This window comes from Sphingomonas sp. (assembly GCF_036677245.1).
Lineage (GTDB): Bacteria > Pseudomonadota > Alphaproteobacteria > Sphingomonadales > Sphingomonadaceae > Allosphingosinicella.
Genome location: NZ_JAKFCG010000003.1, coordinates 1 through 21,517, shown reverse-complemented (window position 1 = coordinate 21,517; position 21,517 = coordinate 1). Strand labels below are relative to the sequence as shown.

General features: G+C 68.3%; 21 protein-coding genes and 1 pseudogene. 14 read left to right on the top strand and 8 right to left on the bottom strand.

Going from position 1 to position 21,517, the window contains the following annotated elements:
* The first annotated feature begins 5 nt into the window (after nt 1-5).
* From V6M48_RS00165 to V6M48_RS00135, 7 genes are all read left to right on the top strand, one after another.
* Entirely contained in the window at nt 6-428 is a 423-nt protein-coding gene (locus tag V6M48_RS00165) for a MucR family transcriptional regulator (RefSeq protein ID WP_332810493.1), read from the top strand.
* A gap of 99 nt (nt 429-527) precedes the next feature.
* Complete coding sequence (locus V6M48_RS00160; RefSeq protein ID WP_332810492.1) at nt 528-950, top strand: Fur family transcriptional regulator; 423 nt, start codon at nt 528-530, stop codon at nt 948-950.
* A gap of 75 nt (nt 951-1,025) precedes the next feature.
* Complete coding sequence (locus V6M48_RS00155; protein ID WP_332810491.1) at nt 1,026-1,778, top strand: lysophospholipid acyltransferase family protein; 753 nt, start codon at nt 1,026-1,028, stop codon at nt 1,776-1,778.
* 7 nt (nt 1,779-1,785) lie between these two features.
* Nucleotides 1,786-3,108: a tRNA (N6-isopentenyl adenosine(37)-C2)-methylthiotransferase MiaB gene (miaB, locus tag V6M48_RS00150; protein ID WP_332810509.1), complete on the top strand. Its 1,323-nt coding sequence runs from the start codon at nt 1,786-1,788 to the stop codon at nt 3,106-3,108.
* The gene (locus V6M48_RS00145; protein WP_332810490.1) at nt 3,108-4,103 is read left to right on the top strand and encodes a PhoH family protein; all 996 of its coding nucleotides are present in this window, start codon (nt 3,108-3,110) and stop codon (nt 4,101-4,103) included. The genes miaB and V6M48_RS00145 overlap by 1 nt, the downstream gene beginning before the upstream one ends.
* Nucleotides 4,100-4,618 (top strand): rRNA maturation RNase YbeY, encoded by a 519-nt coding sequence (gene ybeY / locus V6M48_RS00140; protein ID WP_332810489.1) that lies wholly within the window; start codon nt 4,100-4,102, stop codon nt 4,616-4,618. Before V6M48_RS00145 ends, ybeY begins: the two co-directional genes overlap by 4 nt.
* A 5-nt stretch (nt 4,619-4,623) precedes the next feature.
* Nucleotides 4,624-5,520 carry a hemolysin family protein gene (locus V6M48_RS00135; protein WP_332810488.1) on the top strand — a complete coding sequence of 299 codons (897 nt, stop codon included), beginning with the start codon at nt 4,624-4,626 and terminating at the stop codon, nt 5,518-5,520.
* 37 nt (nt 5,521-5,557) lie between these two features.
* Here the strand turns inward: V6M48_RS00135 and smc are convergent, their stop codons facing one another.
* The 4 genes from smc to V6M48_RS00115 are packed head-to-tail and all read right to left on the bottom strand — an operon-like array spanning nt 5,558 to nt 11,185.
* Complete coding sequence (smc, locus tag V6M48_RS00130; RefSeq protein WP_332810487.1) at nt 5,558-8,998, bottom strand: chromosome segregation protein SMC; 3,441 nt, start codon at nt 8,996-8,998, stop codon at nt 5,558-5,560.
* Between the two features lie 42 nt (nt 8,999-9,040).
* On the bottom strand, nt 9,041-9,850 hold the full coding sequence (locus V6M48_RS00125) for a DsbA family protein (RefSeq protein ID WP_332810486.1): 810 nt from the start codon (nt 9,848-9,850) through the stop codon (nt 9,041-9,043).
* A complete protein-coding gene (locus V6M48_RS00120; RefSeq protein WP_332810485.1) occupies nt 9,843-10,598 on the bottom strand; it encodes a DsbA family protein in 756 nt (251 codons plus the stop codon). The genes V6M48_RS00125 and V6M48_RS00120 overlap by 8 nt, the downstream gene beginning before the upstream one ends.
* Nucleotides 10,599-10,600: 2 nt before the next feature.
* Nucleotides 10,601-11,185, bottom strand: coding sequence for a DUF721 domain-containing protein (locus V6M48_RS00115; protein WP_332810484.1), 585 nt, complete (start codon nt 11,183-11,185; stop codon nt 10,601-10,603).
* A gap of 14 nt (nt 11,186-11,199) precedes the next feature.
* Between V6M48_RS00115 and mutY the strand changes: the two genes are divergently transcribed.
* The 3 genes from mutY (at nt 11,200) to V6M48_RS00100 (ending at nt 14,047) form a co-directional block, all read left to right on the top strand.
* The gene (mutY, locus tag V6M48_RS00110; RefSeq protein WP_332810483.1) at nt 11,200-12,300 is read left to right on the top strand and encodes an A/G-specific adenine glycosylase; all 1,101 of its coding nucleotides are present in this window, start codon (nt 11,200-11,202) and stop codon (nt 12,298-12,300) included.
* The gene (nudC, locus tag V6M48_RS00105; RefSeq protein WP_332810482.1) at nt 12,297-13,190 is read left to right on the top strand and encodes an NAD(+) diphosphatase; all 894 of its coding nucleotides are present in this window, start codon (nt 12,297-12,299) and stop codon (nt 13,188-13,190) included. Before mutY ends, nudC begins: the two co-directional genes overlap by 4 nt.
* Nucleotides 13,191-13,354: 164 nt before the next feature.
* Nucleotides 13,355-14,047, top strand: coding sequence for a c-type cytochrome (locus V6M48_RS00100; protein ID WP_332810481.1), 693 nt, complete (start codon nt 13,355-13,357; stop codon nt 14,045-14,047).
* 58 nt (nt 14,048-14,105) lie between these two features.
* Here V6M48_RS00100 and V6M48_RS00095 read toward each other — a convergent pair whose 3' ends face one another.
* Both V6M48_RS00095 and V6M48_RS00090 read right to left on the bottom strand, forming a co-directional pair.
* Nucleotides 14,106-14,984 (bottom strand): TIGR00730 family Rossman fold protein, encoded by an 879-nt coding sequence (locus tag V6M48_RS00095; protein ID WP_332810480.1) that lies wholly within the window; start codon nt 14,982-14,984, stop codon nt 14,106-14,108.
* A gap of 10 nt (nt 14,985-14,994) precedes the next feature.
* Complete coding sequence (locus tag V6M48_RS00090; protein ID WP_332810479.1) at nt 14,995-15,633, bottom strand: extensin family protein; 639 nt, start codon at nt 15,631-15,633, stop codon at nt 14,995-14,997.
* Nucleotides 15,634-15,822: 189 nt separating this feature from the next.
* On the opposite strand from V6M48_RS00090, the gene V6M48_RS00085 reads away from it, so the two are divergent.
* From V6M48_RS00085 to V6M48_RS00070, 4 genes are all read left to right on the top strand, one after another.
* Nucleotides 15,823-17,010 carry a phosphoserine transaminase gene (locus V6M48_RS00085; RefSeq protein WP_332810478.1) on the top strand — a complete coding sequence of 396 codons (1,188 nt, stop codon included), beginning with the start codon at nt 15,823-15,825 and terminating at the stop codon, nt 17,008-17,010.
* Nucleotides 17,011-17,119: 109 nt separating this feature from the next.
* On the top strand, nt 17,120-18,697 hold the full coding sequence (gene serA, locus V6M48_RS00080; protein ID WP_332810477.1) for a phosphoglycerate dehydrogenase: 1,578 nt from the start codon (nt 17,120-17,122) through the stop codon (nt 18,695-18,697).
* Between the two features lie 196 nt (nt 18,698-18,893).
* Nucleotides 18,894-20,183: an adenylosuccinate synthase gene (locus V6M48_RS00075; RefSeq protein WP_332810476.1), complete on the top strand. Its 1,290-nt coding sequence runs from the start codon at nt 18,894-18,896 to the stop codon at nt 20,181-20,183.
* Between the two features lies 1 nt (nt 20,184).
* Nucleotides 20,185-20,931: a class I SAM-dependent methyltransferase gene (locus V6M48_RS00070; protein ID WP_332810475.1), complete on the top strand. Its 747-nt coding sequence runs from the start codon at nt 20,185-20,187 to the stop codon at nt 20,929-20,931.
* Between the two features lie 96 nt (nt 20,932-21,027).
* Here V6M48_RS00070 and V6M48_RS00065 read toward each other — a convergent pair whose 3' ends face one another.
* Both V6M48_RS00065 and V6M48_RS00060 read right to left on the bottom strand, forming a co-directional pair.
* Nucleotides 21,028-21,306: an acylphosphatase gene (locus V6M48_RS00065; protein WP_332810474.1), complete on the bottom strand. Its 279-nt coding sequence runs from the start codon at nt 21,304-21,306 to the stop codon at nt 21,028-21,030.
* 100 nt (nt 21,307-21,406) lie between these two features.
* Nucleotides 21,407-21,517: pseudogene (locus V6M48_RS00060) on the bottom strand (NADH-specific enoyl-ACP reductase); the annotation flags it as partial.

Here is a 21,517-nt window from a genome sequence, read left to right as displayed (position 1 = left end):
TTAGCATGGAAAACACCGAAAACCTGGACGAGACCTTGATCACTCTTACTGCGGACATCGTGTCGGCGCATGTCAGCAACAATAGTGTCGCGGTCAATGACCTCCCGGTTCTGATCCAGAATGTCCACAGCGCGTTGACTGGCCTCGGCAGCCGCTCGGAAGAGCCCGAAGTAAAGCAGGAGCCGGCCGTTTCGGTGCGCTCGTCGATCAAGCCCGACTACATCGTCTGCCTCGAAGACGGCAAGAAGCTGAAGATGCTCAAGCGGCACCTGATGACCCATTATCAGATGACTCCTGACGAATATCGCCAGAAGTGGGGCCTCAATTCGGACTATCCGATGGTCGCCCCCAATTATGCCGAGCAGCGCCGTTCGCTGGCGAAGAAGATCGGCCTCGGCACCAAGCGCCGGCGCACCCCCAAAAAATAAGCAGCCGAAAAGCAATCGGCCAAAAAGTTAAAGCGGAGCCCGTTTCGGGCTCCGCTCCGCTTTGAAATGCATCCGCTTATGGTCTAAGGCCCCAGGCATATGACCCGCAGGATCGACATCGAAGCATTGTGCCACGAGAAGGGCCTCCGCATCACCGAGCAGCGTCGAGTCATCGCGCGCGTGCTCTCCGAGGCGGAGGACCATCCCGACGTCGAGGCGCTCCATGAGCGTGCCTCGGCGATCGACAGCGGCATCTCGATCGCGACGGTCTACCGGACGGTGCGTCTGTTCGAGGAAGCCGGCATCTTGGAGCGCCACGATTTCGGCGATGGCCGCGCGCGCTACGAAGCCGCCGCCGAGGTCCATCACGACCATCTGATCGACGTCGTGACCGGCAATGTCATCGAGTTCGTCGACGATGATCTCGAGACCCTCCAGCGCCGCATCGCCGAGAAGCTCGGCTTCAGGCTCGTCGACCACCGCATGGAATTGTACGGCGTCGCGCTCGACCGCAAGAAATAGGCTGTTCCGCGGCTTGCAGCCGGCCTTGCGCCGCCCTGCCGCCTACCGCTCGCGCCCACGAAATGGGTTCGGACGATGAGAGCCGCCTTCCGCCTGCTCGCGATCGTGGCGGTGATGTTGGCGGGCCTCATCCTCCACCATCTCTGGCTGCTGTTCGGCCGGCGTTCGCCGTGGCCGCCGCGTTTCCTCGCCTTCGTCGGCTGGATGGCCGGAATGCGTCCTCAGGTCGTCGGCACGCCGCTGCGCGACCATGTCCTGTTCGTCGCCAACCATCTCAGCTGGCTCGACATCATGCTGATCGCCGGAGCGACGGGATCGGCTTTCGTCTCCAAGGACGATGTCGCGCGCTGGCCGTTGATCGGCTGGCTGGCGCGGCTCAACGACACCGTGTTCGTCGCCCGCACCGATCGCCGCGACGTCCATCGGCAGGCCGAAGCGCTGCGCACCGCGCTCGCCTCGGGCCGGCCGGTCGCCTTGTTCCCCGAAGGCACCACCGAGGGCGGCCGCGAAGTGCTGCACTTTCGCGCCAGCCTGCTGGCGGCAGTGGTCCCGCCTCCGCCCGGAGTCCGGGTCCAGCCGGTCGCGATCGATTATGGCGGGGCGGCGCACGACATCGCCTGGATCGGCCGCGAAACCGCCGCAGCCAATGCGATGCGCATCCTGTCGCGTCCGGGTACGACGCCAGTGACGCTCCACTTCCTGGCGCCGATCGACCCCGCGACGATGCCGAGCCGCAAGGCGCTTGCGGAGGCCGCGCGCGACGAGATCATCGCCGAGCTGGATCGGGATTTGCGCGATGCTTCCGCCGACTCGCGCGATCGCCTATAGGCACCCGATGACGATACCCAAGACCTTCCATATCAAATCGTTCGGCTGCCAGATGAACGTCTACGACGGTGCGCGCATGGCCGAGCTGCTCGAAAGCGAAGGCATGGCAGCGGCGCAGAGCGGCGAGGCCGATCTCGTCGTGCTCAACACCTGCCACATCCGCGAGCGCGCCGCGGAGAAGGTCTATTCGGACATCGGCCGCCTCAAGCGCGACGACGGATCGCGGCCGATGATCGCGGTCGCCGGCTGCGTCGCCCAGGCCGAGGGCGCCGAGATCCCGCGCCGCGCGCCGAGCGTCGACATCGTCGTCGGCCCGCAAGCCTATCACCGGCTGCCCGAGCTGATCGCCGAGGCCGGCGGCGGCGGGCGCGGGCTCGACATGGCGCTGGCGGCGGAGACCAAGTTCGGGGCGCTGCCGCCGCGCCGCCGCCAAGGCCCGAGCGCTTTCCTGACGGTGCAGGAAGGCTGCGACAAATTCTGCACTTATTGCGTCGTCCCCTACACGCGCGGCGCCGAGATCTCGCGCGGGTGGAGCGCGATCGTCGACGAAGCCAAGGCGCTGATCGACATGGGCGCGCGCGAGATCACCTTGCTCGGCCAGAATGTGAATGCGTGGCGCGGCGAAGATCCGGCCGGGCGCGCGCAGGGGCTCGACGGGCTGATCCGCGCGCTCGACGTGCTGCCGGGGCTCGAGCGGATCCGCTATACCACCAGCCATCCCGCCGACATGACCGACGGCCTGATCGAGGCGCATCGCGACGTCGCCAAGCTGATGCCGTTCCTCCACCTCCCGGTCCAGTCGGGCAACGACCGGATCCTGAAGGCGATGAACCGCAGCCACAGCAATGCGAGCTACCGCGCGATCATCGACCGGGCCCGCGACGCCCGGCCCGACATCGCCATCTCCGGCGATTTCATCGTCGGCTTTCCCGGCGAGAGCGACGCCGAATTCGAGGACACGCTCAAAATTATCGAGGCGGTGAACTACGCGCAGGCTTACTCGTTCAAATATTCTCCGCGGCCGGGCACTCCCGCCGCCGCGATGGACGAGCAGGTGGCGCCGACCCTGATGGATGAAAGATTGCAGCGGCTGCAGGCGCTGATCGAGCGGCAGCAATATGCCTTCAACCAGGCCTCGGTCGGGCTGCGCACGCAGATCTTGATCGAACGGCAGGGCCGCAAGCCCGGCCAGAAGCTCGGCAAGTCGCCGTGGCTGCAGTCGGTGCATGTCACGACCGAGGCGCCGATCGGCGCGATCGTCGATATCGAGATCGCCTCTGCCGGTCCGCACAGCCTGGGCGGCGCCGAATTGATCCAAGCCGCCGCCTGATGGCCCAGAAACGTCCCGCCGAGCCCGCCGGCCCCCGCGCCAAGCTCGAGATCGAGTTCGATCAGCCGCATCTGCTCGGGCCGCTGTTCGGCGAGTTCGACCGCAATCTCGTCGCGATCGAGGATCGGCTCGGCGTCTATATCGCCGCGCGCGGCAACCGCATCCAGATCGAGGGCGAGCCCGAGGCCGCGGCGCGTGCGCGCGACGTGCTGACCGGCCTCTACAACCGCCTCGATCAGGGCCAGGACATCGATGCCGGCGCGGTCGAAGGCGTGATCGCAATGTCCGGCCAGCCGGTGCTCGAAGGCATCGTCGGCAACGACGTCTCCGAACCGCCCAAGGTGATGATCCGAACGCGCAAGAAGACGATCGTCCCGCGCTCGAAGACGCAGGTCGCCTATATGGAGGCGCTGGCGCGCGACGATCTGATCTTCGCGCTCGGGCCGGCCGGCACCGGCAAGACCTATCTCGCGGTCGCGCAGGCGGTACAGCAGTTGATCGGCGGCTCGGTCGACCGGCTGATCCTCTCGCGCCCGGCGGTCGAGGCGGGCGAGCGGCTCGGCTTCCTGCCCGGCGACATGAAGGAAAAGGTCGATCCCTATCTCCGCCCGCTCTACGACGCGCTCTACGACATGCTGCCGACCGAGCAGGTCGAGCGCCGCATCGCCAGCGGCGAGATCGAGATCGCGCCGATCGCCTTCATGCGCGGCCGCACCCTCTCCGACGCGTTCATCATCCTCGACGAGGCGCAAAACACCACCCCGCAGCAGATGAAGATGTTCCTCACCCGCTTCGGGATGCGCAGCCGGATGGTGGTATGCGGCGATCCGCTGCAGATCGATCTGCCCAACCCGGGCATGTCGGGACTCGCCGACGCGGTCGGCAAGCTGGAAGGGATCGCCAAGATCGCCACCGTCCGCTTCGGTCCTTCGGACGTCGTCCGCCACCCGCTCGTCGGCCGCATCGTCGAGGCCTATGAGGGTCCTTCGGCATGATCGTCATCGAGAGCGACAGCGACGGAGAGTGGGACAGTCGCACCGACTGGCACGCGCTTGCCGAGCAAGCCGCGCGCGCGGCTGTAGAGTGCAGCCGCTACGGCGCGCTGCTCGACAGCGCGCTGGGCGCGGAGATCTCGGTCAAGTTCACCGACGATAGCGAGGTGCAGGCGCTGAATGCCGCCTATCGCTCGGTCGACAAGCCGACCAACGTCCTGTCGTTTCCGATGGTCGAGCCCGAGCTGCTCGCTCCCCTGCTCGAAGCCGATGGCGGCGAGATATTGCTTGGCGATCTCATCCTTGCGCATGGCGTCTGCGCGCGCGAGGCCGCGGCCAAGCAGATTGCAATCGAGGCACATGCCGCGCATCTGGTTGTGCATGGCGTTCTCCATCTGCTCGGCTATGATCACGAAAGCGGGGACGAGGATGCCGAGGCGATGGAAGTGCTCGAGCAGCAGGCGCTGGCAGCGATCGGCGTCTCCGATCCTTATGCGGTGACAGAGGTGCAAACCTAAGCAAGATGGCCGACGGCAGTACGAACAACGCCCGCGACAATGGGGGCAGTTTCTGGAGCGGGCTCCGCACCTTCCTCTTCGGCGACGACGAAGCGACGCTCCGCGACCAGATCGAGGAGGCGATCGAGAGCCATGAGGGCGAAGCGCCCAAGGTCGGCGATCTCTCGCCGGTCGAGCGGCAGATGCTGCGCAACCTCCTCCATTTCGGCGAGCGCACCGTCGACCAGGTGTCGGTGCCGCGCGGCGAGATCATCGCGGTGCCGAGCACGATCAGCTTCGACGAGCTGGTCGCCGCATTCGTCGACGCCGAGCACAGCCGCCTCCCCGTCTATGAGGAGAGCCTCGATCATGTCATCGGCATGGTCCACATCAAGGACGTGTTCCGGCTGACCACAACCGGCGCCGAGCCGCCCGAGGACATCACGACATTGCTGCGCGTGCCCTTGTACGTGCCCGAATCGATGGGCGTGCTCGACCTGCTGGCGCGGATGCGCGCCGAGCGCGTGCACCTTGCCATCGTCGTCGACGAGTTCGGCGGCACCGAGGGCCTGGTGACGATCGAGGATCTCGTCGAGGAGATCGTCGGCGAGATCGAGGACGAGCATGACGAGGAGATGCCCGGCATGCTGATCCTGCTCGACGACGGCATCTGGGACGCCGACGCGCGCGCCGAGCTCGAGGATGTCGCCGACCTGATCGATGCCCGGCTGGCGGTGGTCGAGGAGGATGTCGACACTTTGGGCGGTCTCGCCTTCGTCCTCGCCGGCCACGTGCCGCAGCAGGGCGAGATCGTCGAGCACCCGAGCGGCTGGCGCCTCGAAGTCACCGACAGCGACCACCGCCGAGTCAACCGCCTGCGGCTGCACGCCCCGGTCGAGACGGTCCTCGCCGGCGAAATCTGATCCAGCCTCGGCCAGACCTTGAAGAGAGCCCCGTGGATTATTCCGCGGCGAGCAGACTTTCGGCACCGCCAAGATCGACGCTGACCAGCCGGCTGACGCCTTTTTCGATCATCGTCACCCCGAACAGGCGATGCATGCGGCTCATCGTCACCGCATTGTGGGTGACGATCAGATAGCGCGTGTCGGTCTCGGCGGCCATGCGGTCGAGCAGGTCGCAGAAGCGCTCGATGTTGGCGTCGTCGAGCGGCGCATCGACCTCGTCGAGGACGCAGATTGGCGCCGGATTGGTGAGGAACAAAGCGAAGATCAGCGCCACCGCGGTCAGCGCCTGCTCGCCGCCTGAAAGCAAGGTCAGCGCGGTCAGCCTTTTGCCCGGCGGCTGCGCCATGATCTCGAGCCCCGCCTCGAGCGGATCGTCCGATTCGACCAGCTCGAGATGCGCCTGGCCGCCGTCGAACAGGGTCGTGAACAGGCTTCGGAAGTGGCGGTCGACCGCTTCGAACGCGGTCAGCAGCCGGGCGCGGCCTTCGCGGTTGAGACTGCCGATCGAGCCGCGCAGGCGGTGGATGGCAAGTCCCAGCTCCTCGCGCTCGGCCTGGCTCGCCGCGCGCGCCTCGTCCAGCTCGGCGAGCTCGCGCTCGGCGACGAGATTGACCGGGCCGATCCGTTCGCGCTCGGCGTTCAGCCGCTCTAGCGCCGGCGATTCGACCGAAACCGGTGCGATGCTCTTCTCGTCGAAGCCGAGCTTTTCCGGCAGCGCGATCGGCGCGCATTCGAAGCGTTCGCTGGCGATCCGCGCCATCTCGGCGCGGCGGCTTTCCTGGTTCTCGTGGCGGGCAGCCGCGCCGGCGCGGGTCTCGCGGGCGAGCGTGAGCGCCTCGCCGGCCTCGGCCAGCCTGGTGTCTGCCGATCGCAGCGCTGCCTCGCTCGCGCGCTCGGCTTCGGCGGCAGCCTCGGCCGCGCGAACCGCCGCGGACGCTTCGCTTTCCATGGCCTCCACCCGCACGCCGATTTCGTCAGGCGCGTCGGCGAGCCGCTCGGCCTCGGCCTCGGCGGCGGCGATCCGGCGGACAAGCTCCTCGTGCCTCGTGCCCGCCTCGGCGGCACGCGTGCGCCAGTCGGCGCCTTCCGCCTTGGCGGCCTCGGCGCGCTGGCGGTCGGCGCCAAGCGCGCGTGCCTGGCTCGCCGCCTCGGCGCGCAGCTCGGCCAGCGCCCGCTGCGCGCGCTCGGCGATCGTCCTCAGCCCGGCGACGCCTTCCTCCCGGATCCGGGAGTCGGGGAGCGCGGCGACCCGCTGCTCGGCCTGCTGCTGTGCTGCGTTCGCCTCGGCCAGATCCGCTTCAGCCTCGGCCAGGCGCTCGGCGAGACTTGCCCGGCGCACCTCGATCCGCTCGATCGCGACATTGGCCGCATCCTCGATCCGGGTGGCCTCGCGGATCGCCGCTGCGGCCTCGCCCTCGGCGCGCCGGCCGGCATCGGCGGCATCCTGGGCGTCCTTCATCTCGGCCTGAGCGGCGGCGATGCGCGCTTCGGCGGCGGCAACCGCCGCTGCCGCCTGCGGCATGTCACGCTCGATCTCGCCGAGGCGGTTGATCCGGATCAGCCGTTCCGCGGCGGCCGCGCCCACGCCGCGCGCGACATAACCGTCCCAGCGGCGCAAGGCCCCGTCGCGAGTCACCAGCCGCTGGCCGACCGCGAGCGCGATGCTGCCGTCGTCGGCGTCGACCACCGCCACCTGGGCGAGCCGACGCTGCAATGCGGCCGGCGCCTCGACATGGTCGCGCAGCGCGACGGTGCCGCCGGGAAGCGCCGGATCCGCGGCCTGGGGTTCGGCGCCCATCCAGCGGCGCGGGCCCTCGCCATCGATCGGCGCTTCGAGATCATCGCCCAGCGCCGCCGCAAGCGCGCGTTCGTAACCCGGCTCCGCCTTGAGACGGTCGAGCGCCCGCGTGCCGTTGGTCGTTTCCACCGTCTTGAGCAGCGCCTTGGCTTCGGACTGCAGCGCCGCGAGCGCCGCGCGTGCCGAGGCTCCTTCGCTTTCCGCAGAGTCGCGCGAGGACACTGCCTGCGCGCGCCGCGTCTCGGCGGCGGCGATCGCGCCGGCTGTTGAAACCAGTCGCTGCTCGGCCTGCTCGCGCCGCTCGCGCGCGTTGCGCGCTTCGTCGAGATGCGCCTGCTCGCCGCCCAGCTCCGCCATCTGCTGCCCAAGCCGCGCGACTTCCTCGCGCGCCCGCGCCAGCCGCGCGCGTGCGCTCGCAAGCGCCGCCTCGGCGACCCTCGCCTCGGCCTGTTCGGCGGCCTGTTTCTCGCGTGCCGCCGCCAGCTCGGCCTCCGCTTCGCGCGCCCGCGCCTCGAGCTCCACATTGCGGCTGTCGAGCGTGGCGCGCCCCGCCTCGGCCTCGGCGATTCGTGCGGCGAGCGAGTCGCTCTCGGCGCCGAGACGCGCGAGCGCTGCTTGCGCGTCGGTGCCGAGCGCCGCCTCGCGCGCCTGGTCCGCGGCCAGGCTGCGGCGCCGCTCGGCGACATCGGCGACTCTCCGCGCGATCGCATCGCGTTCGGCCTTGAGCGTCCCCAGGCTGTGGCCGAGCGCGGTCGCCGCCTCGCGCGCCGCCTGCGCCGCCTTGCGCGCCTCGCCGAGCGCACGGGCCGCCTCCGCTTGCGCGAGCGCGAGCGTGCGCTGGGCCTGCGCGGCAGTTTCGACCGCTGCGCCCGCTGCCTCGTTATCCTGTCTCGCCTTCTCGGCTTCGGCCGCCGCTTCGCGCCAGCGCGCGAAGATCAGCCGCGCTTCGGCGATGCGGATCTGGTCGGTGAGCTTGCGGTAGCGTTCCGCCGCCCTCGCCTGGCGCCGCAGCACCGCGGCGCGCTGCTCCATGTCGATCAGCAATTCGTCGAGCCGCAGCAGATTGGTTTCGGTCGCGCGCAGTTTCTGCTCGGCGTCCTTGCGCCGGACGTGAAGCCCGGCGATGCCGGCGGCCTCCTCGAGCATCAGCCGCCGCTCGGTCGGCTTGGCGGCGATCACCGCGCTGATCCGGCCCTGGCTGACCAGGGCCGGCGAATGGGCTCCGGTCGCCGCATCGGCGAACAGCAAGGCGACATCCTTGGCGCGCACGTCCCGTCCGTTGACCCGATAGGCCGATCCGGCGCCGCGCTCGATGCGCCGGGTGACCTCGGTCTCGCCCTCGTTGCCGCCCGCAACGTCGCCCGGGAGATCGGCGGCAACGCGCTCGACGAGCAGCGACACTTCGGCGAAATCGCGCGCCGGGCGAAGCGCGGTACCGGCAAAGATGACATCGTCCATGCCGGCGCTGCGCATCGATTTGGGTGACGATTCGCCCATCACCCAGCGGATCGCCTCGAGCACGTTGGACTTGCCGCAGCCGTTGGGGCCGACAACGCCGGTGAGGCCGGGCTCGATCCGCAGCTCCGCCGGCTCCACGAAGCTCTTGAAGCCGGCCAGCTTGAGCCGCTTTATCTGCACGGCTTTGGCCCTGTCCGAAGTTTCGCCCCCCGGCGCATCGCCTCAGCCGCCCCCGAGGCCGAGCAGCGGCTCGAGCGTCGCCCAATCATGGGCGCCCTCGGCCTTTTTCCCGTTGATCAGGAAGGTCGGCGTCCCCTGGAGGTCGTGTTGGCTGGTCGCGACCCTGCGCATCTCCGCCAGCCGCGCCGCCGCTTTCTCGTCCGACAGGCACGCCTTCGCCCGCGCCGGCGGCACTCCGAACCTGGCCGCCATCGCATCGAGGCCGCCGATCGCCGCGATGCGGATCAGCTTTTGTGTCGGCCCAAGCGCGGTGAGCGCGTCATATTCGCTCGCGCTCAACGCGGCGAAGCGGCCGGTCCACTGGTCCTGCGTGGCGAAGATATTGTGCATAAGCGGGAAGAAATTGCGCGGGCCCGCGCAGCGGCTGAGCAACGCCGCACTGAGATCATAGGGGTCGCGCACGAAGTTGCGAAGCTCGAAGCTGACCCTGCCGCTCCTGACATATTTGGCGATCAGCTGCGGCACGCCCTCTTGGACGAAATGCGCGCAATGCGGGCAGGTGTAGGAGGAATATTCGACGAGCTTGACCGGCGCCGCCGGATTGCCCATCCGAAATCCGCCTTCGGGCGTGACGGCAACGGCCTTGCTCCAGTCGCGCTGCGCTGCCGCCTTGGCTGGGGCGACAGCGGCGGCCGAAACGCTCGCTGCGGCCGCCGGCCAAGTCATCGCTGCTGCCAGCAGCAACCAGGAAGTCGTGAAGCCGAAGCGCATCAGCCCTGGTCCCCGCCAAGGCAAAGCGTCCGCAAGGTCAGAGCCGGGGTTGAGCGCCGCCTCGGCATCGTCATCAGCCAAGCGCCTTCCTGATCTCCGGCTCGAGCGCCTCCCAGCTCGCGGCATTCTCGACCTTCTTGCCGTTGATGAAGAAGGTCGGCGTGCCTTGCACCTCCATCTCCTCGCTCGCGGTCTTGGTGATGCCCATGATCCTGTCGAGGCCACTCTTGTCGGCAAGGCACGAATTGATCCGCGCCTCGGGCATTCCGCGCTGGCGGAAGAACTGGTCGAGCCCGGCCGCCTTGACGATCTCGCCGAGCTGCTGCTGCGGCGGCAGCGCGTTGATCCGTTGCCCCTCCGCCGGCGGCAGCGCCTGCAGCCTCGCGATCCAATCCGGCTGGGTCGCAAAGAGCTGGTCGGTGAGCAGGAACGAGGCATTGGCGCCGTGGCAACGAACCAGCATCGAGATGCCTGGATCGGTCGGGAACAGCAAAAACGGCCGGAATTCCCAGCTCACCCGTCCGCTCTTGACGAGATCCTGCAGCGGTGCCGACGCCTTCTCCGCGAATTCGGCGCAATGCGAACAGGTGTAGGAGGCAAATTCGAGCAGCTTCACCGGCGCGGCGGGGTTGCCCATCCGGTAGCCGCCTTCCGGCGTCTCGGCGATCGTCTGCGTCCAGTCGGCGCCCGCGGGCGCGGCGACCGGCGCGGCCGATCCGCTGCTGCTTCCGGCCGTGTCACCCGCCTTCTGATCTCCGCAACCGGCGAGAAGCAACCCAAGCGTAACCGCGCCGAGCGCCACCGGACGCATGCCGAACAGAGATTTCATTCCTATCCTTTCACCTTGCCGACCACGGGGATGGTCCTGACCACCGGTTCGCCTTCTTCGCGTGCGCTCAGACCTCGTGCAAGACCCTCGAGGCAGGCGCGAAGCTCAGGATCGGCGATCGCGCGCAGCGAATCGCCGAGCTCGGCCGGGATCGGCCTCAGCGAAGGCGGCGCCACGCGTGATTTGGCCCCGTTGGACCGCGCGATCTGAACCAGCCCCTGCTTGAACTGGACACGTTCGACCGCCGCATAGCCGAAGAAGCGGTTGACCCGCTCGACGATCACCGGCGCGACATGCTGCATCATCGGCGCATGCGCGCCTTCGACGATCAGGGTCAGCACGCCACCCGCGCGCTTGGCCGCCGGGAAACGGATCGATTCGGGCGAGGAGACCGACGCATAGCGCTCGCCGACGATCTCGCGCCAGCGGCTGACCACCGAGGATTGGACGAAGCCGAAGCGCCGGAAGGCGGCGCGCCCGACGTCGGGCAGCATGTCCGCGACCGAACGCGCGCGCAGCGAACGTTGCGGCTCCTGCCGCTTGCGCGGCCCGGCTTGATCTCCCGATTTGACCATCGCGCGCAACATGGCATAGCCGGGCCATGACAGTCGATGCTTCAAATGCGCTTTTGCGCTGGTACGACGCTCATAAGAGAAGACTTCCGTGGCGCGCCGCGGGCGAGACTCCCGACCCCTATAGAGTCTGGCTGTCCGAAATCATGCTCCAGCAGACCACGGTCGCTGCGGTCCGGCCTTATTTCGAGAAATTCGTGACCTTGTGGCCGACCGTCGCGGCGCTCGCCGATGCCGACGAGGCGGAGGTGATGGCCGCCTGGGCAGGGCTTGGCTATTACGCCCGCGCCCGCAACCTGATCGCCTGCGCGCGGCAGGTCGCGAAGCTCGGCGCCTTTCCCGACGACGAGGACGGGCTGCGCGCGCTCCCCGGGATCGGCCGCTACACCGCCGCCGCGATCGCGGCGATCGCATTCGGCCGACGCGCGGTGGTGGTCGACGGCAATGTCGAGCGGATTGTCGCGCGGCTGTTTGCGGTCGAGCAGCCGCTGCCCGGCGCGCGCGCTGCGCTCTACGATCTCGCCGCGACGATCACGCCGGAGCACCGCAACGGCGATTTCGCGCAGGCGATGATGGATCTCGGAGCAACGATCTGCACGCCGCGCAATCCGGCCTGCGGCCTCTGCCCGTTATCCGATCGCTGCGCCGCGCGGCTGCGCAACGCCCAGGCCGATTTCCCGGTCAAGGCCGCCAAGGCTGCAAAGCCGCGCCGCCAGGGCGTGGCTTATTGGCTGCAGCACGAGGATCATGTGCTGCTCGTGCGCCGTCCCGCACGTGGGATGCTCGGCGGCATGCTGGCGCTGCCGAGCGCCGCCTGGGCCGACGCAGCCCGCGAAACCGGCGACGCGGACGATCGCGCCCACGCGATCGGCAACGCTCCGGCCGCGGCGCAATGGTGCGAAGCCGGCAGCGTCGATCATGTCTTCACCCATTTCGCGCTGACGATGCGGCTGCTGTGCGCCAGGGCCGAGCGGCGCCCCGACCGGGATGTCGGCGAGCGCCTGTCCGGCGACGGAGAAATCTGGTGGCCGGCCGAGCGGATCGGTGAAGCGGGCCTGCCGAGCCTGTTCGCCAAGCTCGCCCAGCGCGGCTTGGCCTGGCAGGACGGCCTATCGGGAAAAGCAGCATGAACGCACCGGGCTTCACCGCATCGACGATCGACCGCGCCGACAATCTGCGGCTGATGCCCGACAAGGTCGCGGCGCTCGCGGCATCGCCGCAGGCGCGGCTGATGCGGCTGACCGATATCGAACCCCAGTTCGGGCCGGACGGGCGGCTGAGCTGGGCCTCGCCGATCGACGATCCGGACATGGACGCTTTGGTGTTTCTCGGCCTCGACGGCGAAGCGCCGTTGTTCGCGCCGCTCGGCCAGACGGACGGAATGGCATCGGCGATCGCGCGCTGGACGATGCTCGATGCGATGGCGCCCGAGGATGCCGCCTTGTGGGGCACCGCGCGCAGCCTCATCCTGTGGCACAATCGCCATAGCTTTTGCAGCAATTGCGGCGCTCCGACGGTGCCGTTCCGCGCCGGCTGGGGCCGCAAATGCCCGGCTTGCGTCAGCGATCATTTTCCGCGGGTCGATCCGGTCGTGATCATGCTTCCCGAATATCGCGGCAAGGTGCTGGTCGGGCGCCAGCCGCAATTCCCCCCGCGGCGCTATTCGGCGCTCGCCGGATTTATCGAGCCCGGCGAGTCGATCGAGGGCGCGGTCGTCCGCGAGATCATGGAAGAAGCCGGCATCCGCGTCTCCGAGGTGCGTTACGTCGCGAGCCAGCCCTGGCCTTTCCCGAGCACCTTGATGGTCGCCTGCCTCGCGACCGCGGCCTCCGACGAAATCCTGCTCGACACGACCGAGCTCGAGGATGCGATGTGGGTCGATCGCGCCCAGGTTGCGGCCGCGCTCGCCGGCGCCGAGGATGCGCCGTTCATCGCCCCGCCTTCGTTTGCGATCGCGCACAGCCTGCTCGTGCGGTGGCTCGAGCAGACTTCCGCCGCCGACGATCTGCTGCCCGCCTGACTGCCCTGTTCGAATGATGGCCGGCGATCCTCACCGGCTGATTTTGACGCCCGACTCCGGCCGCTTGCGGCGAGCGTGCGCCGCGCCTAAAGGGAGCGCCAAATCTTGGCCACCCGCGCCCGCGTCCCCGCGGCTGCGCCGCTTTTTCGGAGGTTTTTGAGGGCATGGACGATCGGTCGAACACGATTGCAGGCTGGGTGCTCGGCGCCGGAATCGTCGCGCTCGGCGCGTCGATCGTCACCGGCGAGATGTTCCATGCCGAACGCCCCGAGAAAATGGGCTATCCGATCGAGGGCGTCGAGATCGAGAGCGAGGACGGCGCCGCCGCCGAGCAGCCGATCGCAGTCTATCTCGCCGCTGCCGACCCGGCGCAGGGCGAGCAGGTCTTCAAGAAATGCGTGACCTGCCACACCGTGACCAAGGGCGGCCCCAATCAGCTCGGCCCCAATCTGTGGGGCGCGATGGGCAAGCCGCACGGCCATGTCCCGGGCTTTCCTTATACCGATGCGCTCAAGTCCAAGCCCGGCGTCTGGGATTGGGAGAGCATGAGCGCCTGGCTCAAGTCGCCCAAGGGCTATGCTCCGGGCACCAAGATGACCTTCGCCGGCCTTTCCAAACCCGAGGACCGGGCGAACCTGCTCGCTTATTTGAACAAGCAGAGCGACAGCCCGCTGCCGCTCCCGACCGCGCCGGCCACGCCGGCCGCGGCGGCCGCCGAAGCCTCGGACGCGCCCGCCGCCGCGGAAAAGGCCGAGGACGAGCCGATCCTGACCGAGGCCCAGGCCACCCCGACCAAAGTGGGCGGCGAGGGTGCCCCGAGCGTCGCTGGCCGCGCCGAGCAGACCAAGACCAGATAAGGCTAGACCAAATCGCGGCCGGACGGCTGAGGCTCCAGGGGCGCGCGATGCCCTTGCCTCAGCAGTCGAGCTGGATATCGCTCTCGGCATAATAAGTGCAGACATGATCCCACGCTTGTTCGGCGGTTTCGACGAACTGGAATAGTTCAAGGTCGTTGGGTGAGATCGTCCCCTCCTCGACCAGCGCTTCGAAATTCACCACCCGCCGCCAATAATCGGCGCCGAAGAACAGGATCGGCACCGGCTTGATCTTGCCGGTCTGGATCAGGGTCAGCAGCTCGAACGCTTCGTCGAACGTCCCGAAACCGCCCGGGAAGACCGCCACCGCGCGCGCACGGATCAGGAAGTGCATCTTGCGCAGCGCGAAATAGTGGAACTGGAAGCTCAGTGAGGGCGTGACATAGGGATTGGGCAATTGCTCGTGCGGAAGCACGATGTTGAGCCCGATCGTGTCGGCACCTTCGTCGGCCGCGCCGCGATTCGCCGCTTCCATGATCGAAGGGCCGCCGCCCGAACAGACCACGAAATGCTGCTTGCCGTCGGCATCGCGCCCGACCCGGCTGGCGAGGCGGGCGAGGCTGCGCGCCTCGTCGTAATAATGCGATTTGGCCTTCAGCCGTTCGGCGATCCGCCGCTGGTTGTCGGTTGCCGCATTCTGGATCAGCGCATCGGCCTTCGAAGGCTCGGGAATGCGCGCCGAGCCGTAGAAGACGAAGGTCGAGGCAATGTCGGCCTCGTCGAGCAGAAGCTCCGGCTTGAGCAATTCGAGTTGGAAGCGAACTGGGCGGAGGTCCTGGCGGAGCAGGAATTCCAGATCCTGGAATGCGAGGCGGTAGGCCGGATCCTCGGTTTGCGGGCTCGACGTCTGGTGCCGGGCCACCTCGGCTTCGACACGCGCGGGAGAGAAGACGCTCTTGGGCGGTACGGGATCGGTCATGCCGCTGCCCTTAACGGCAATAAGGGCCGGCGCCCAAGTCGAAATGGAAGTGGTCGCGGTGGAGCGCGTTGGCGTCGGGCCCGAGGGCGACCTTGAAGCGGCGGCAGCCGGCCTGGTGCACCGCGCGCAGGAACTTGCGGACGTCCTCGTCGCCCGCGTTCCAGCCGTCGAGCACCGTCACCCGGCGGCCGTCAGCGAGGACGAACGCCGCGATGTCGACCGCATTGGCGCGGCCGTGCTCGCTGAGCCGGCCGCCGATCTGGCTGTTGACCGAGCGGCAGCTGTAGGTGCCGAAGCTTTCGATCCGCGCGACGTTGGTGCCGAGCCAGGCGCGCGCCGCCGGCTGCACCGCATCGCGTGTCCACAAGGCGAAGCTGTGCGCGAGGCCGCAGGTCATCGCGCCGAGATTGGTGACCGGAGTGCCGATATCGAGCAATTGGACGCTGCCGATCGCACTGCAGCCGCCCGCGAACGTCCGGTCCGGAAGGTTCTTGTAGCCGATCTGGTCGCGCCCGAGATCGGCGAGGCATTGCAAGGTCGCGCGGCTCGGCGGGCCGGCGGCGGCGGGGCGCTCGGCCGATCGCCGCCCGGAGGACGGTATGCAGGCGGCGAGCGACAGCAGCGCCGTGAAGATCAACCAGTTACGCATCGCTCCCCCGGCTCCGGGGATCAGGCTGCTCCGGATGAGGATTCGGGTCAAGGCGGCTCATCGCGCCATAGGGTCGTTGCGAAGATAGACCGGGTTTGTTGGTTGACAGCCGAGATTGCGGCTCTAAGGCCAGCGCCGGGCCACGCCGTCCCAACGCGGCGCGTGCTCTCTGCGAGGAGAGTTGCAAAGATGAATGCCAATACTGACGTTACCGCTGCGCTCGCGCGCCCGGAAAAGCCGATTTCCCGCCCCGCGCGCCCCTCTTTCTCGTCGGGGCCCTGCGCCAAGCCGCCGGGTTGGGCGCCGGACCATCTCGCCCTCGGATCGCTCGGCCGCTCGCACCGCTCGAAGCTCGGCAAGGCGCGCCTCGGCTATGCGATCGAGCTCACCCGCAAGGTGCTGCGCGTCCCCGCGACGCACCGCATCGGCATCGTGCCCGGCTCCGATACCGGCGCGGTCGAGATGGCGATGTGGTCGATGCTCGGCGTCCGCCCGACGACGGTGCTCGCCTGGGAGAGCTTCGGCGAGGGCTGGGTGACCGATGCGGTCAAGCAACTGAAGCTCGACGCCACGGTGATCAAGGCGCCTTACGGCGAGATCCCGGACCTCGCCAAGGTCGACCAGGCGAGCGACGTCGTCTTCACCTGGAACGGCACCACCTCGGGTGCCCGCGTTCCCAACGGCGACTGGATCAGCGACGAGCGCGAAGGCCTGATGATCGCCGACGCGACTTCCGCCTGCTTCGCGCAGGACGTCCCGTTCGACAAGCTCGATGTGGTCACCTTCAGCTGGCAGAAAGTGCTTGGCGGCGAGGGCGGCCACGGCGTGCTGGTCCTCGGCCCGCGCGCGGTCGAGCGGCTCGAAAGCTACACGCCCGATCGCCCGCTCCCCAAGATCTTCCGCATGACCAAAGGCGGCAAGCTGATCGAGGGCATCTTCCAGGGCGAGACGATCAACACGCCGTCGATGCTCGCGGTCGAGGATTATATCTTCGCGCTCGAATGGGCCCAGGGCCTCGGCGGCCTTTCGGCGCTGATCGCGCGCTCCGATGCCAATGCCGCCGCACTCGATTCGTGGGTGCAGGCGACGCCGTGGGTCGAGCATCTCGTCGCCGATCCCGCGATCCGGTCGAACACCAGCGTCTGCCTGAAGTTCGCGGAGAGCGCCGTCCCTGGCCTCGATGCCGATGCGCAGCTCGCTTTGGTCAAGAAGATGGCGTCGCTGCTCGAGGCCGAGGGCGCCGCTTATGACATCGCTGGCTACCGCGATGCTCCCCCCGGGATCCGCATCTGGTGCGGCGCCACGATCGAGCGCGACGACATCGAAACGCTCGGGCCGTGGCTCGACTGGGCGTTCCACCAGGCCCGCTCGGCCTAAGACGACCGCACCTCTGATCGACCGTGCGTCCGCCCGGAGCGGGCGCGCTCGCATCCATTGAATTGATCCCGCCGCCGGTGGCGGCGGGCCCGCAGCAACGGAGAATCAAATGCCCAAAGTGCTTATCTCGGATCAGATGGATCCCAATGCTGCCGAGATCTTTCGCGCCAATGGCGTCGAGGTCGACGAGAAGCCGGGCCTCACCAAGGACGAATTGCTCGCGATCATCGGCGAGTATGACGGCCTTGCGATCCGCTCCGCGACCAAGGTCACCAAGGAGGTGCTCGAGGCCGCGACCAATCTGAAGGTGGTCGGGCGGGCCGGCATCGGGGTCGACAATGTCGACATCCCGGCCGCGACCGCGAAAGGCGTGGTCGTGATGAACACACCGTTCGGCAATTCGATCACCACCGCCGAACATGCCATCGCGCTGATGTTCGCGCTCGCGCGCGAGCTGCCCGCCGCCGACAATTCGACCCAGGCCGGCAAGTGGGAAAAGAACCGCTTCATGGGCGTCGAGCTGACCAACAAGACGCTCGGCCTGATCGGCGCCGGCAACATCGGCTCGATCGTCGCCGACCGCGCGCTCGGCCTCAAGATGAAGGTCGTCGCGTTCGATCCCTTCCTCTCGCCCGAACGTGCGATCGATCTCGGCGTCGAGAAGGTCGAGCTCGACGAGCTGCTCGCCCGCGCCGATTTCATCACCCTGCACACGCCGCTCACCGACCAGACGCGCAACATCCTCAGCCGCGACAATCTCGCCAAGACCAAGCGCGGCGTGCGCATCATCAATTGCGCGCGCGGCGGCCTGATCGACGAGGCGGCGCTCAAGGACATGCTCGAAAGCGGGCAGGTCGCCGGTGCGGCGCTCGACGTCTTCGCCGAGGAGCCCGCCAAGCAGAGCCCGTTGTTCGGAACGCCCGGCCTAGTCGCGACGCCCCACCTCGGCGCCTCGACCACCGAAGCGCAGGTCAATGTCGCCATTCAGGTCGCCGAGCAGATGGCGGACTATCTGGTCCGCGGCGGCGTCTCGAACGCGCTCAACGTGCCGTCGCTGTCGGCCGAGGAAGCGCCGAAGCTGCGGCCCTATATGGCGCTTGCCGAACAGCTCGGCAGCCTGGTCGGCCAGCTCGCCCATGGCTCGATCGCCGGGCTCGCGGTCGAAACCGAAGGCGCGGCCGCGGAGCTCAACATGAAGCCGATCACCAGCGCGGTGCTGGCCGGCTTCATGCGAGTCCACTCGGATACGGTCAACATGGTCAACGCGCCGGTGATGGCCAAGGAACGCGGGCTCGACGTGCGCGAGGTCCGCCACGACCGCGAGGGCGATTATCACACCCTGCTGCGGGTGACCGCCATGACCCAGGCCGGCGAACGCTCGGTCGCCGGCACCCTGTTCGGCAACAGCGCGCCGCGGCTGGTCGAGATCTTCGGGATCAAGGTCGAGGCCGATCTCGCCGGCGAGATGCTCTACATCGTCAACGAGGACGCGCCGGGCTTCATCGGCCGGGTCGGCACCACGCTCGGCGAGGCCGGCGTCAACATCGGCACCTTCCAGCTCGGCCGCCGCTCGGCCGGCGGCGAAGCGGTGCTTTTGCTGTCGGTCGACAGCCACGTCGAGCAGGACGTCGTCGCGCAGATCGCGGCGCTGCCCGGCGTGCGCACGGTCAAGCCGCTGAAGTTCTAACCTGCAGATCCTCCCCTGCTTTTACAGGGGAGGGGGACCACCCGAAGGGTGGTGGAGGGGCGATGTTGGTAAACCCCCTCCACCGCTCCACGGTCCCCCTCCCCCGGGAAACCGGGGGAGGAACTTAAGTCCTTCGGCTGGACGTCCACACCGGCACGCCCTAGACGCAGCCGGTCATTTCAAGGGAAGCTGAGCTTTGGCGAACGTTACCGTCATCGGTGGCCAATGGGGCGACGAGGGCAAGGGCAAGATCGTCGACTGGCTTGCCAGCCGCGCCGACGTCGTCGTGCGCTTCCAGGGCGGCCACAATGCCGGCCACACGCTCGTCGTCGGCGACCAGACCTACAAGCTCTCTTTGCTCCCGTCCGGCATCGTGCGCGGCACCCTGTCAGTGATCGGCAATGGCGTCGTGCTCGATCCCTGGGCGTTCCGCGCCGAGGTCGAGAAGCTCGCCAGCCAAGGCGTCGCGATCAACCCGGACAAGCTCCAGATCGCCGACACCTGCGCGCTCATCCTGCCGATCCACCGCGACCTCGATGCGCTTCGCGAGGATGCCAGCGGCCAGGGCAAGATCGGCACGACGCGGCGCGGCATCGGCCCGGCCTATGAAGACAAGGTCGGCAGGCGCGCGATCCGGCTGTGCGATCTTGCCCACCTCGACGATCTCGCGCCGCAGCTCGATCGGCTGTGCGCCCATCATGACGCGCTTCGCGCCGGCTTCGGCGAGTCACCGGTCGACCGCGCGCGCCTGAAGCGCGAACTCGGCGAGATCGCCGCCTTCATCCTGCCGTTCGCACGGCCGGTGTGGCGCACGCTCAACGCCGCCAAGGCGCGGGGCGACCGCATCCTGTTCGAAGGCGCGCAGGGCGTCCTGCTCGACGTCGATCACGGCACCTACCCGTTCGTCACCTCCTCGAACACGATCGCCGGCACGGCGGCGGGCGGCAGCGGCCTCGGGCCGTCGGCGGTCGGCTTCGTGCTCGGCATCGCCAAGGCCTATACCACGCGCGTCGGATCGGGCCCGTTCCCGACCGAGCTCGAGGACGAGATCGGCGAGCGGCTCGGCGAGCGCGGCCGCGAGTTCGGCACCGTCACCGGCCGCAAGCGCCGCTGCGGCTGGTTCGATGCGGTGCTGGTGCGCCAGTCGTGCGCGGTATCGGGCGTGACCGGCATCGCGCTGACCAAGCTCGACGTGCTCGACGGGCTCAAGGAGATCAGGATCTGCACCGGTTATCGCCTCAACGGCGAGGAAATCGATTATTTTCCGGCCTATTTCGGCGACCAGGCGGCGGTCGAACCAATCTACGAAACGATCGACGGCTGGGATGAATCGACCGCGGGCGCGCGCAGCTGGGCGCAGCTTCCCGCCCCGGCGATCAAATATATCCGCCGCATCGAAGAGCTGATCAAATGCCCGGTGGCGCTGGTCTCGACCAGCCCCGAGCGCGAGGACACGATCCTCGTCCGCGATCCGTTCGCCGACTGAGATGACCTCGCGCGAAAGCACGCGCTTTCTGCCGATCGCTGATCAGGGCGCCGCCGCCGGCACGCCCCGCCGCTCGCCCGCCGACTGGGCAATGCTGATCGGCTTTGCAGCGCTGCAATGGCCGTGGCTGCTGCGCAGCCTCGACGGCGGCAGGCGCCGCGCCAAGCGCGCTTTGCTCGATCGTCTCCACCTGCCGCACGACGCTCTACCCAATCTCGGCAGCTGGAAGGCGGACATGGGCCTCCTCACCCTGCTCACCGACCATATCTTCGCCGCACGGCCCCGGCTGGTCGTCGAGTTCGGCTCCGGCGCCTCGACCCTGATCATCGCGCGCGCGCTGCAAATGGCCGGCGGCGGCCGCCTGATCAGCTTCGATCAGCATCGGGTCTTCGTCGACGCCACCCGGACGTGGCTCGCCGATCACGGCCTTGAGGCGGACCTGCGCGCGGCGCCTCTGCGGACCGCGCCGGGCGGCTGGCCCGGCCTGTGGTACGATCACGGCCCGCTTCCCGACGGCATAGACCTGATGCTGATCGACGGGCCGCCCTGGACCGTCCACCCGTTCACCCGCGGCGCGGCGGCCACCTTGTTCGGCCAGATCGCGCGGCGCGGCACGATCATGCTCGACGACGCCGCCCGCCCCGGCGAGCGGATCGTCGCGCGGCGCTGGCGCAAGCAGTGGCCCGACTTCGACTTCCGCCTGTCGAAATACGGCAGCAAGGGCACGCTGATCGCGACGCGAAGGTGACCCTCCGGAAGCCTGATCGTTTGAGGTGGAAGCGCTTCGCGCTGCCGCCGAAAGCGTGAATCACGCGCTTTTCATAAGGTCTTGGGGCAGGAGTTGTCAGACGGTCGGTCTTGCCTCGAAGCCGGCGCCGGTTTCGATCTCCGCATCCTCGACCCGGACCGCCTCGACCACCGCCGCCGGCGGGCCCTCGCGGCACCTGCGGATCAATTCGCGCACCGCTTCCTCGGGGCCGCTCGCCAGCAGCTCGACCTCGCCGCTGCGCAGATTCCGCACCCAGCCGGCCAGCCCAAGCGCACGCGCTTCGTTGACGGTCCATTGGCGGTAGAACACACCCTGCACCCGCCCGCTGACGATCAGCCTCTTGGCGGTCGTCATAAGAGCATTGCGCGAAAAGGTGGGTACCGGCTTTTCGCAACCAGCAATGCGGCATCAAAGCGTTGAGCAGGCTGCGAATCCATCGAAGCGCTGCCTGCCCTTACCCGGCGGTGATGTCTGGCGCGTCCTCGGCCTTCATGCCGATGACGTTATAGCCGCCGTCGACGTGATGGATTTCGCCGGTCACGCCCGACGCCAGATCCGACAACAG